Below are 11,703 nucleotides of genomic sequence, written 5' to 3' on the forward strand. Positions count from 1 at the left end.
GAGGGGTTACGACCGACGAGCGCCGGTTCCGGGCAGGGCGGGGTCGAATTCGAGGACGCCTGCTGGCATCGGAATGCCGTCATATTCGTCCTCGGCGAGCAGCAGCGACCCGTCTATGTCAACATAGTCGAGCAACGGAGCGAGGTGCGCCGCCGCCGCGATGGAGGCGTTCGATTCGATCATACACCCAAGCATGACTTCGAGGCCGTGGGCCCGCGCGGTGTGAATCATCCGCAGTGCCTCGCGGAGGCTGCCACACTTCATCAGCTTCAGGTTCGCGATGTCCACGCGGTCTGCGATTTGTGGGATGTCCGCGAGCGTGATACACGACTCGTCGGCGGCGATGGGCAGCGGCGAGCGTTCGTAGACGAACTTTAGGCCCTCGGGGTCTTCCGCGGGGACCGGTTGTTCGACGAACTCGACGTCGTACTCGGCGAGGAGGTGGCACATTTCCACTGCTTTCCGTGGCGTCCAGCCCTCGTTCGCGTCCACGCGAATCGTCGCGTCAGGGGCTGCCTCGCGAACCGTCTCGATTATCTCCTCGTCGCGGTCGGTGCCGACCTTGATTTTGAGGATTTCGTACCCGGCTTCGACGGCGTCGCGCGTCTTTTCGTACATCGTCTCCTTCGTGTCGATACCGATAGTGAACGACGTGTCCGGGGCCTGGTCTGCGTCGAGTCCCCAGTAGCGATAGAGCGGGAGGTCCACACGTTTTGCCACGAGGTCGTGGAGCGCGATGCTCACGGCGACGCGGGCCGCCGGGTTGCGGTTCACTCGCGCCTGCATCTTCCGCTCGATTTCGTCGAGGGCGTGTGGGTCGCCGACTTCTTCGACCACCGCGAGCAGGTCCGGCATGACGGCTTCGACCGTCGCGGCCGTCTCACCGTAGTGCTCCGACGGGGCGGCCCCGCCGACGCCGACGGTGCCCTCGTCGTCCTCGATACGGACGATGACGTTCTCCGCGACCTCCTGGGTCCCGCGGGCGATGGTGAACGGGTTTTCGAGCGGCAGCGCGACGCGTTCGAAGGAGGCGTCGAGGCTCATAGCACTTCGTCCAGGATGGTGTCTGGGTCGAATCGGACCGGGTCCTGTGCCGGCGCGTCGATGGCGTCTGCGTAGGCCTCGACCGCCGACGCCGCCTCCTCGTCGTCTTTGATGGAGCGCGTGTTGAGTGCCCCGGCGACGACTTCGGTCTGGTGGACGGGCCGAGCGAGGTCTTCGTAGAGATTCTTGTACGTCTGGAAGTCAGGGAGGGCGAACGACTCGTAGCCGTGGATTGCCTCGCGCCCGGAGGCGTGACAGAGGATGAGTTTGTCCGCCATCGACCCGTGGAGGATGCCACAGGTGACCGCGGAGTAGGCGGGGTGGATGATGGTGCCCTGCCCTTCGACGAACAGGTAGTCGTGGTCATTGCCCTTCTCTAAAATCATCTCCTCAACCGCGCCCGCGGTGAAATCAGAGATGACCCGGTCGATTGGGTTGCCCCAGCCTTCGATCATGATGCCGGTCTGCCCGGTCGGAATGAACTCGGCGTCGATGCCCCGTTCCTGTGCGCGACGAGCGAGTTCGAGCGAGACGGTCATCTTGCCCACCGAGCAGTCCGTGCCGACCGTGAGGATGACTTCGGCATCCACGGAGTCCGCGATGCCCTTGGCGACCGAAAGGCCGTCGTGAGGTTTGCGCACGTCCCAGAGTTCTGCGCCGTTTTCCTCCGCGAGTCGAGCGAACTCCTCGTCCTCTTCGAGGAAGTAGTGGAGCCCAGAAATCACGTCTTTGCCCGCTTTGAGTGCCGTGCGAACGTCGTCGCGCCACGAGTCGTCGAACCCGCCGCCGATTGGGGCGATGCCGATGACGAGAGCGTCGTAGTCGGCCTCCACGTCGTCGATGCTCGCGACGACGGGTGCGTCCTGTACGTCGGGAGTGGTGTCGTGGACGCGGGTGCCCGGGCTATCCCGGTCTAAGACGGCGACCACGTTGTCGTCGGAGTAGCGAAGGATGCCCAGTGCGGTCTTCGCGTCGTCAGGAAACTTTTCGTGTGCGAGTAGCGCGATATCCATACCCACACGTCTGGTGAGGGGTCCCTTAATTCTCGCGGAGGCGGAGACTCAGATGGTTGACAGGCGCGTCGTGAAGAAGTCCCGAAACGCATCGTCCAGTGCGGTTTCGGGGTCGCCCGTCGCGTCCACCGTCCGGGTCGCGTCGGCGTGCTCTTTGAATTTCCCGAGGACGGTGCGCTCGCCGACGACGATGAGGCGGTCTGCGTCGATTCGCTCGACCGCGTCGAGACAGCGTTGGACGTGGTCTGCGATTTGTCCCTCGCGGATGCGCTCGAATCGGCCCTGCGAGAAGCCACCTTTCGAGTGGTTGCTCTTCACGTCGGTTTCGAACCCGGTGAGGGAGACGCGCTCGCGGCCGTCGTACTCCCCGAGGGCGAACAGGTCGGAGCGGACGAGCGCGAAGGCGAACGTCCCGGTCGGTTCGAACCACGCCCGGTCGAACGCGAAGTGGTCGTCCCACGTCGTCCGTTCGTCGGGGACCAGCGGCGGTTCGAGGACGACGCTCACGAGACCCGCGTCGTCGCCGAAGAAGACACAGGGTACGGCTTGCGAGACCAGCGCCGCCCGGTCGTCGAGCAGGTCGGATACGTCTTCGGGAACCGATTCCGTGACGACCGCAGAAAGCGCCCCTTCGGGACCTGTCCGCACGGATTCAAGCCGTGAGAGCACCTCCTCGAGGCGGTCGCCGCGAAGTCGCTCCTCGCGGCGGACGGCGAGCGATCGCTCTTCGTCGGGTTGGTCGAGGCGGCCTTCGAGGCTCGCGATACGGTCTTCGAGGCGGTTGACCCGCTCTTCTGCGGTCTGGCGGGCGCTCACAGCGTCGGCGCGGCGGTCCTGCTCGGCCTCGAGTTGGCGTTCGAGGTGGCGTTTTTCCTCTTCGAGTTCCTCGATGCGTGATTTGAGTTCCGTGCGGCCGAGCAGGTCGTCGAACATCGGTCGAACAAAGCGGGGGAGCCTCTTAAAATCAGGCGACTGCGCCCGCGATGCGGAGCAACTGCTGGGCGCGATTGGCCCGGGCAAGCCAGACCTCCCGGCGTTCGGGTGGATTTTCGAGTCCCACCGCCCGATTGAGCGACTCGGGGACGAACAGCGAGTACTCCGGCACGCCCGCGTCGGCGTGGACCGAGAAGTGGCAATGACCGAGTTTCATCACGAGCGGGTAGTCCGCGCGGGCGACTCCCGCCGTCGCGTAGACCTGTTCGTTCACTCGCTCGTGTTGGGACTGGTGCATCAGCGCCACGTCACCGTCGTACGGTTCGACGTACAACTGGCCGACGTAGTAGCCACTTGAGAATCGCTCGAACATTTTGGTACATGGTAACATAGCACAATTTTGGTGATAAGCGTTTGCCAGCAGATTTATGTCGACGTGCAAACACGGCACACGACACGCCTTTCATTCCGCGGCCCGGAGGCCAGACTATGATTCCGGAGCGCTACGCCCGCTACTATCTCGAAAACGCTCCCAGCCTGACGTGGCTCGTCTTCGCCAACGCGGTGGCCATCCTCGTCGGCATCCGGTTCTACGTCGAAACGATGCCCGGCGTCTCGACGTTCCTCTGGCCGTTTTACACCGACTCGCCGACCGCCGTGTTCCTCGCGACGCTCTCGCTCGTGGTGCTCGTCCCGAACCTCGGGCGGCGACTCGACGACGCACCACAGAATCTCGCGCTCGCCTACCTCCACACCTTCGCGTTCGTCTGGCTCGTCAAGTACGGCATCTGGACGGCCATCGCGCTAAATCTTGGCTTCTCGCTGTACTTCCCGGAAGTGTGGGCCTACTTCGGCATCATCCTCACCCACCTCGGTTTCGTCGGCGAAGCCTACCTCATCCCCCACTACGGAAAGACGACTCGCGGGGCGCTTCTGGCCGCGCTCGGCGCACTCCTCGTCAACGATTACATCGACTACGGGCTCGGACTCTACCCGCCGCTTCGCTACGAGCCTGGCATCGTCCTGCCCCTCGTGACCGTCCTGCTCTCGGTCGGAACGGTCTGGCTTGCCTCGCGAGCGTTCGACCGATACGACGCCACGGCCCGGTGACGACGTGGGGAGTCGCAAGAAACGACGGTGTGACAGATGGATACGATGTGCGACTAGTCCAGCGAGTTTCGTCCCGTCGAGATGAGTCGGCGCGCGATTACGACCAGTCCGTTGGTGAGTCCGCTCGCGAACACAGCGTGTTCCTCGGTCGTGTTCCCAGTTTGACTCATGTCTCCCTGAATGGAGCTGACGAAGAGGTTCGATTTGTCGGTGAGAAGGAGGCGACCGACCGCCGCCTCACCGGCTACGTGCTGTCCCGTAAGCCAGTCGAGCTCCGACTCGAACACGCTAATCATCGTCAATTCGTCGGAGAGCCTCGAGATAACCGACGGAGAAAAGCCGCTGACGATGACGTCGATGCCGCGGTCTTTTGCCGATTTGAGGCGCTCGAAAAGTGGGTCAGAGAGCATCGCATCGTCCGCGAGGACGAGGACGATTTCGGATTCTGCTTCGTCGATGAGTTCGAGCGTCCGAGATTCGATGGCATGCCGACTGTTGAGCGTCCACACCTCCGCAGATTCGGTATCAGAATTGGCTTCCGGCTTGCTGAGATTGTTGAGCGTCCGTTCGAGCGATTCGATTCGGTCGAGATACTGCAATCTAAGCGTCTCCGCTGCTTCGGAAACAGAGACGGCACGAAACTGTCGCGGACTGCCGTGTTGAACGCTGACCAGTCCCTCTGCCTCTAAGACTCTGATGGCGTCGTAGACGCGCGTGCGAGGAATATCAGCGAGTTCACTGATTTCTTTCGCGGTGCCAGTCGGTAACTGTGTGAGGGCAACGAAACAGCGAGCTTCGTACTCTTTCAGTCCGAGTTGTTGTAACAGGTCGACGGCTGTATTTGGATTCGTGCTTTCGGTCATGGGCCCGACCATTGCCTGACCACACGGCCAGGCTTCTATATAACATATAGGACCGACTGCAATAAGAGGAGGGTGATTTTGTCCGGTTTTCAGATGGGTTCGAGTTACCGCGAAAATCAACACGAGATGTTTTGATTGGAGGGATTCACCCAGAAAATCACACAATGTTCTTTACCCCCCGAAGAGAATACCAAGGTGGTACGTGGCTGGGAGGCCCAACCCCCAGCCGCCGTACCGATATCTGAGCAACTCCCTCCCCCCTCCCCCATTTTAGCGATTTTGAGAGGCGAGTCCCAACGCTACAGCTGTCACGACATTACGTAAAATCCGTAATCGGGTGAAACAAAGTCTTACCCTGACAGCCCGTCTCTATGTATTGCGTACCAGGTCACAGGTACGCGACTCGACAGGTTGTCGAGCGTGGGGTATCCACTTTGCGATGGGGGGCCGGAGCCACTTCTCGGTACACGCCACGTCGTTTCTCAGTAGGGTGACACGGCGTGTACCGTGGTTTCATACTGGATGGATAAGAGACGGGTTACAACGTAAACTCGTCAATTGACGCTCGTTTCCAGTGAGGTATCCTTTTGCCCACAGACTGCTAAAGGGAAGCTAATGGATTCGGCTGCCTTACTCGACTTACTCGGAAACGAAAATCGCCGGCGCATCCTGCGATTGCTCGCACGCAAGCCGTGCTACGTCACCGAGATTAGTGAGTACCTCGGCGTCAGCCCGAAGGCAGTCATCGACCACCTCCGGAAACTCGAAGACGCGGGACTCGTCGAGAGTCGAACCGACGACCAGCGCCGGAAGTACTTCCACATCGCGCGAAATCTCCGGCTCGAGGTCAACGTCTCGCCGTACAGTTTCGGCACGAAGAGTGCCTATCCCGCCAGTTCGAGCCTCGACATGAAGACGACCTGTCGCCACCTCACGCTCAACGTGAAGACGACGAGCACGAACGGCGAGGCCTCGCTCGCGGACGTGGCCGCGGAACTCAACAACTTAGAACAGCTCGAAAGCGAGCTGTCGATGGCCCAGCGGTGGGTGCAGGGCCGCCTCACCGAGGTGATGGACCGTCTCTCCGAGTACGTTGGCGACGCGAACGCCCGGCTGTTCACCGACATCTTGCGGGCGATGGCGGGCGGCGCAGACACCACCGCGAAGGTGGCCACCGTCGTCGAAGCGCCCTACCCAATTGTCGAAGACGCACTCTATCAGATGGCAGACCGCGGGCTAGTGTACGTCGAGAACGACGTCTGGAAGATAGCCGGCTAAAGCTCCTTCGAGAACCCCTTTTTCAGGTCACGGGCGACGTAGAACCCGACGACTGCGATGCCGAGTCCCGCGCTCGCGCCGAAAAGTGCGATGGGGACGCCAAACCCGGCGGCCGACAGAAACAGATTGGTGAGCAACGCGCTCACGCCGGAGGCGAGTGCGCCCGCGGCCCCGACCTCGAGGTAACGCCGTTCGTCGGCCAGCATGCCGAGGAGGAACGCAGCGACGCCGAGGCCCGCGAGGCTGCCAATCGGGCCAAGCGGCGTAAATCCGCCGGCGAACAGACCGACGAGCGTCGCCACGAGGGCGAGCAGGAAGAATTTCGGGTCGAAGAGCCGCGACAGTCGCGGGCGGCGGGGACGCAGTCGAGAGACGAGGCCGCCGCTCGATTCCTCACTCGTGGTGTCCGGGGCCGACGCAGCCGATTCGCGCGTCGTGCGCGTCCGCGTGAGTTCTTCTGTACGCTCTGCCATGACTGGTGGTTCGTGGCGGGCGAATATGGGTGTTTGGTGGGAGAAAGATGGCAGGGTTCAAGTCCAGTCACGCGGTAGCGAGGCGTATGAACCCAGGGGACCGCGTCCGCGTCGAACGCGGCGAGCAGACCTACGAAGGTGTGCTGCTGCCGTCGACCACCCAGGAGACGCTCGTCGTCAAGCTAGACGGCGGCTACAACGTCGGTATCGCCCGCGACAACGCCGAGGTCGAAGTGCTCGAATCTGACGTCTATCAGATCGAGCCCGGCGAGACGAGCGAGGTGTCGGAAGTCGAATTCGACGAGGACCTCCCGACCATCGCCCTCATCTCGACCGGCGGCACCATCGCCTCTACGGTGGACTACCGCACCGGCGCGGTAACCGCTCAGTTCGACGCAGAAGACGTGCTTCGCGCAGTTCCCGACCTCGCCGGGCGGGCGAACTACCGCGGGCGCGTCGTCGCGAACATCCTCTCTGAGAACATGACGTCCGATGTCTGGCAGGACCTCGCCCACGCCATCTACGAGGAAATCGAGAACGGCGCGGACGGCGTCGTGGTTATGCACGGCACCGACACGATGCAGTTCACCGCGAGCGCGATGTCCTTCATGATAGAGACGCCCGTCCCCATCGTCTTCACCGGCAGTCAGCGCTCTGCTGACCGGCCGTCCTCCGACAACGTGATGAATGCTGTTTGTGCGGTCGAAGCCGCGAAAAGCGACTGCGCGGAGGTGCTCGTCTGCATGCACGCCACCGAGAGCGACACCACCTGCGCGCTCCACGAGGGCACGCGCGTCCGGAAGAACCACACCTCCCGGCGCGACGCCTTCCAGACCATCGGGGCGAAGCCCCTCGGCGAAATCGACTACGACACGGAGGAACTCACCTTCCGACGCGACTACACGAAACGCGGCGAGCGCGACCTCGCCATCGCCCCGGACATCGAAACCGACGTGGAACTAGTCAAATTCACCCCGGGGATGGACCCGGCGTTCCTCGACGTCCTGGAGGGGAAAGCGGGCGTCGTCATCGAGGGAACCGGCCTCGGCCACGTCCACACCGACTGGATTCCGCACATCCGCGACCTCGTCGAGGACGGAACCGTCGTCGTCATGACCAGCCAGTGTCTCTCCGGGCGCGTCTGCGACCGGGTGTACGACACCGGCCGCGACCTGCTCGACGCGGGCGTCGTCGAGGGCGAGGACATGCTCCCCGGCACGGCCAAGGTCAAGCTGATGTGGGCGCTCGCGAATACCGACGACGTCGTCGGGACGATGCAGACGCCGCTCGCCGGCGAGATAACCGAGCGGTCGGTCCCATGGAACTGACGGTCAGACCAATACGCGAGTCTGACGTCGACCCAATCGTCGCGTTTACACAGGAAACGTGGGACGACCACGGCGTCGACGACCACATCCCGTGGGTCATCGAGCGCTGGGTCGAAGCAGAGAGTGACACCCGACGGACGTTCGTCGTCGATGCTGGCGCCGACATCGCTGGCCTCACGCAGGGGGTCATGCTCTCTGACCACGAAGCCTGGGGGCAGGGGATGCGCGTCAATCCGGCGTTCCGCGGGCAGGGAATCGCCCGACGGCTCTCCGAGGCGTTCTTCGACTGGGCCGCAGAGCGGGGCGCGACCGTCGCCCGCAACATGGTGTACTCGTGGAATATGGGTGGACTTGGCCAGTCGCGGGCCGTCGGCTTCGAACCGGCGACCGAGTTCCGCTTCGTGAAACCAGAACCCGACGCGGACGCCACGCCAACCATGACCGTCACCCACGACGCAGAAGCCGCGTGGAGCTACTGGAATCGCTCGGCTGCTCGCACGCACCTCGCCGGACTCAGCCTCGATTTCAACGAGTCGTGGGCCCTCTCGGAGCTCACGCTCGACAAACTCAGAACCCTCGAGGAGGATGCCGTCTTCGCCGTCCAAGACGAGGGCACGGTCGCCATGGCCTACCGGAATCGAACCTACGAGCACACCAACGACGACGGAGAGACCCACACCTACGCCGAATACGGCGTCGGTGCGTGGGATGACGTCGATGCGGCGCGGTCACTGTTCGCCGCGCTCAGTGCCGACGCTGCCGCGCAGGGGGTAGACCGCACGCGCGTCCTCGTCCCCGAAACGGTTCGCTACGTGAGCGATGCGGCCGCCGCTCGGGTGCAAATCCACAAAGAACCCGACTTCGTCCTCGAAGCCGACCTGACTACCCGCCACTGACCGGGGGGAACAGGGCGAGTTCGTCGCCTTCTTCTAACACGGTATCGAGGCCGTCGTTTTTCACGAATGGGCTGCGCCCGTTTCTGAGGACGCGGATGTGGTCGTAGAGGTTGCCCTCCTCGTCTAAGAGTTCGTCCCGGAGCGCTGGGTATTGAGAGACGAGGGCGGAGAGCGCGTCACCGAGGGTGTCACCCGGTTGTGCATCGACTGGCGGCTCTTTCTCGCCAGCCGCTTCCGCGAGATTCGCGAAGAGTTTCCACTGCATGTCTGTGGGTCTCTCCCGCGAGAAGAAAAAGCCTCGCCGGAATTCACTCGGCCGGCGTCTGCTGTTTCGATGGGCCGGTGACGGCTTCGAGCCGCCGCAGTTCCTCCGGGCGGGCGATGACGTAGATAGTGTCACCCGCTTCGAGGACGTGGCTGCGCGACGGAATCGCGCTCACGCCGCCTGACTGGGGTTTGATGGCGACGATGGTCGAGTCGAGGTCGCCGAGCATCGTGCCGACGAGGGCACTCGACTCGTGGACGGCAATCGCCCCCATGGTCTCGTCCGCGGCCCGAAGCAGCGAGGCAAACTCGCGGTCGGGGAGCGGTTCGGAGGGGAGCGTGATGAGGCGGTACTGCTCCTCCGCAGAGAGGAGATCTGCGTCGCCCGCATCGACGACGAGCGTGACGATGTCTTCGACGCGAGCGCGCAGTTCCGCCGCGGTCACGAGTTCGGGTTCCGGTCCCGGCTTCCACACTTGCACGAGGTCGCCCGCGCTCGCGCCGTGGGCGGGGTCTGCGTGGATGGCGAGGGCGACTTTTCCCGGGGGAAGCGTCGGCCCGAGGCCGGCGGCCCGACTCCCGATTGCGAGGAAGGTGACGGTGCCGCTCTCGTCCAGTTCGATGTCCACGTGGCCGACGCTGTAGTCCTCTTTGAGCCGGGAGACGAGGCGACTCTTGAGTTCGCCAACGGTGAGTTTCCGCGGAAACACGAGCGAGATACCCGAGAGTTTCTCCTTGGTCGCGTCGTCGGCCGGGTCGTACCCCTCGATGTCGTGAATCTCCTCGGGGAGCGTGACCGTAATCGTCCGCCCAACTGATTGAACGAGTTGGCTCATCTCGCGGTTCAGGTCCTTGACTCCCGAGATGGCGAAGAATCGAACCGCGAGGTCGTCGCCGATCTGATGGCCGATAGAGGCTCCGATGCCACCGGCGATGAACGAAGCGATGGTGACGATGGCGTTCGTCTGGAGGTCAGCGAGGTTACCGTCGGTGATGACCTGCTTGAGCGCGAAGTCAGTGTTTAGCCACAGCGAGACCGCAGAGAGGCCAACGAGGATGGCGACGCTTCGCGGGGACTTCTGGCGGGAGTACCAGCGGTAGACGAACGCGAGCGCCAGCGCACCGGCGAGGCCGAGCAGTCCCATCCCGACGACCGAAACCGCAGATGCAAGGACCGACTGAAGGAGATTTTCGACGAGCGTCACGCCGCCACCTCCTTGAACGACGCGAGCGCGTCGCGCGTCCCGACGACGAACAGTTCGTCACCGGCCGCGAGCATGGTTTCACCCCGCGGCGCGAACACCCAGCCGCGAGCAGACCCGTTCGTCTCGGCCTTCGTCGAACGTTTCACGGCGAGGACGGCCACGTCGTAATTAGTTCGTACCCCGACGTCGCCGAGGGTGTGGCCGTCGAGTTCGCCGGCCGCACGGACGCTGATTTTCTGGAAGCGTTTGCCCGCCCGGCGCAACAGCGAGACGAGTTCGTACTCTCTGCGCGTCCCTCGGGCGTTCGTCACGACGCGCCCGGACGCTACGCCGAGGAGTTGCTTCGCCGCTGCACGCTCCACTGCGACGGTGATTCGTCCGTCGCCGCCGGTCGTCGTCGGCGCGTGGGGGCCGGTGCGGGCGTCGCGGCGTCTTCGCCGCCGTCGGTGACCTCGGCGGCCGGTTTCGCCGGCTCACCGCCTTCGGTGGACTGCGCGGAGACGACCGGTCCCGTGACTGTCCCGGCGGTCGTCCTGAGTTCTACCTCGTCCCCACGGGCGATGCCGGTCGGAACGAGGGCATCGAGCGATACCGCCCGGGTTCCCTTCGGGACGCGCCGAGAGAGGCTGCCACTCGGCGGGGCGGCGTTGACGCTCGCTTTCGCCTGTGAATCGACCGTCACCGCCACGTCGGCGAGGTCGTGGTCGTTCTTGAGTCGGTCTGCGATGCGCGCTTCGAGTTCAGAGAGCGGGAGGTCGTGGGGAAAGGAGAGTTTCGACTCCTGAATCGCCGTCCGCAGGTCGGTCGAGAGCGGCGGATAGCCCTCCATGTCGCCGACTGGGCCGACGATGTCTATCTGAATCTCGCCGCGAACCCCGACCCGGTTCAACACGTCCTGGGAGAGTTTCTGCTCGCGAAGGCGTTTGAGTGAGAGTCGCTTTGGGAATTCAGCGCCGAGTTTGTCGCCGATTGAGTGGGTGTAAAGCGTCACCATCATCACCACGATGGCGGCGACGAGGAGCGTGGGCGAACTCCCGATGGTAGGGTCGATGAGGCCGAGCAGGCCGCCGTTGATGCCCGCGATGGCGACTCCGAGGGTCACCACACCGAACCCGGGTAGCGTCACCCCGGTAAAATACTTGAAGACGAACCCCAGCGTGAACGCGATGAGGCCGGGGATTATCCCCGTCAAAAGTCCGAGATAGATGCCGAGAAGCACCTGAATCGGAAACGACTGAACCATAATTGACCCACACACGGAGGGACTTTACCAGTACCGGAACCCGCGAGTAACGA

The 11,703-nt window shown here is 63.4% G+C and carries 12 protein-coding genes and 1 pseudogene; 4 read left to right on the forward strand and 9 right to left on the reverse strand.

Features of this window, described 5'->3' with window-relative positions:
- Positions 1–6: 6 nt before the first annotated feature.
- The 4 genes from P0648_RS14595 to P0648_RS14610 are packed head-to-tail and all read right to left on the reverse strand — an operon-like array spanning position 7 to position 3,363.
- On the reverse strand, positions 7–1,044 hold the full coding sequence (locus P0648_RS14595) for a dipeptide epimerase (RefSeq protein ID WP_276246532.1): 1,038 nt from the start codon (positions 1,042–1,044) through the stop codon (positions 7–9).
- Positions 1,041–2,057, reverse strand: coding sequence for a DUF1611 domain-containing protein (locus P0648_RS14600; RefSeq protein ID WP_276246531.1), 1,017 nt, complete (start codon positions 2,055–2,057; stop codon positions 1,041–1,043). Before P0648_RS14600 ends, P0648_RS14595 begins: the two co-directional genes overlap by 4 nt.
- Before the next feature lie 48 nt (positions 2,058–2,105).
- Positions 2,106–2,990 (reverse strand): Vms1/Ankzf1 family peptidyl-tRNA hydrolase, encoded by an 885-nt coding sequence (locus P0648_RS14605; RefSeq protein ID WP_276246530.1) that lies wholly within the window; start codon positions 2,988–2,990, stop codon positions 2,106–2,108.
- 31 nt (positions 2,991–3,021) lie between these two features.
- Entirely contained in the window at positions 3,022–3,363 is a 342-nt protein-coding gene (locus tag P0648_RS14610; RefSeq protein ID WP_276248455.1) for a DUF5802 family protein, read from the reverse strand.
- 116 nt (positions 3,364–3,479) lie between these two features.
- Between P0648_RS14610 and P0648_RS14615 the strand changes: the two genes are divergently transcribed.
- A complete protein-coding gene (locus tag P0648_RS14615) occupies positions 3,480–4,100 on the forward strand; it encodes a DUF1405 domain-containing protein (protein WP_276246529.1) in 621 nt (206 codons plus the stop codon).
- Between the two features lie 53 nt (positions 4,101–4,153).
- On the opposite strand, the gene P0648_RS14620 is transcribed toward P0648_RS14615, so the two are convergent.
- Positions 4,154–4,963, reverse strand: coding sequence for a TrmB family transcriptional regulator (locus P0648_RS14620; protein WP_277504479.1), 810 nt, complete (start codon positions 4,961–4,963; stop codon positions 4,154–4,156).
- Between the two features lie 615 nt (positions 4,964–5,578).
- On the opposite strand from P0648_RS14620, the gene P0648_RS14625 reads away from it, so the two are divergent.
- Positions 5,579–6,241 carry a metalloregulator ArsR/SmtB family transcription factor gene (locus P0648_RS14625; protein WP_276246527.1) on the forward strand — a complete coding sequence of 221 codons (663 nt, stop codon included), beginning with the start codon at positions 5,579–5,581 and terminating at the stop codon, positions 6,239–6,241.
- On the opposite strand, the gene P0648_RS14630 is transcribed toward P0648_RS14625, so the two are convergent.
- The gene (locus P0648_RS14630; RefSeq protein ID WP_276246526.1) at positions 6,238–6,714 is read right to left on the reverse strand and encodes a hypothetical protein; all 477 of its coding nucleotides are present in this window, start codon (positions 6,712–6,714) and stop codon (positions 6,238–6,240) included. The two genes, P0648_RS14625 and P0648_RS14630, sit on opposite strands and share 4 nt — an antisense overlap.
- Before the next feature lie 86 nt (positions 6,715–6,800).
- Here P0648_RS14630 and gatD point away from each other — a divergent pair, with 86 nt between their 5' ends.
- Positions 6,801–8,042 carry a Glu-tRNA(Gln) amidotransferase subunit GatD gene (gatD, locus tag P0648_RS14635; protein ID WP_276246525.1) on the forward strand — a complete coding sequence of 414 codons (1,242 nt, stop codon included), beginning with the start codon at positions 6,801–6,803 and terminating at the stop codon, positions 8,040–8,042.
- Positions 8,033–8,938: a GNAT family N-acetyltransferase gene (locus P0648_RS14640; protein WP_277504481.1), complete on the forward strand. Its 906-nt coding sequence runs from the start codon at positions 8,033–8,035 to the stop codon at positions 8,936–8,938. The genes gatD and P0648_RS14640 overlap by 10 nt, the downstream gene beginning before the upstream one ends.
- On the opposite strand, the gene P0648_RS14645 is transcribed toward P0648_RS14640, so the two are convergent.
- The 3 genes and pseudogenes from P0648_RS14645 to P0648_RS14655 all read right to left on the reverse strand — a co-directional run bounded on the left by P0648_RS14645 (position 8,925) and on the right by P0648_RS14655 (position 11,650).
- On the reverse strand, positions 8,925–9,203 hold the full coding sequence (locus P0648_RS14645) for a ubiquitin-like small modifier protein 1 (protein ID WP_276246523.1): 279 nt from the start codon (positions 9,201–9,203) through the stop codon (positions 8,925–8,927). The genes P0648_RS14640 and P0648_RS14645 overlap by 14 nt on opposite strands.
- Positions 9,204–9,246: 43 nt before the next feature.
- Positions 9,247–10,407, reverse strand: coding sequence for a TrkA C-terminal domain-containing protein (locus P0648_RS14650; protein WP_276246522.1), 1,161 nt, complete (start codon positions 10,405–10,407; stop codon positions 9,247–9,249).
- Positions 10,404–11,650: pseudogene (locus P0648_RS14655) on the reverse strand (potassium channel family protein). The gene P0648_RS14650 and the pseudogene P0648_RS14655 overlap by 4 nt, the downstream one beginning before the upstream one ends.
- Positions 11,651–11,703 lie beyond the last annotated feature (53 nt).

The organism is Haladaptatus sp. DYSN1 (assembly GCF_029489995.1).
Lineage (GTDB): Archaea > Halobacteriota > Halobacteria > Halobacteriales > Halococcaceae > QDMS2.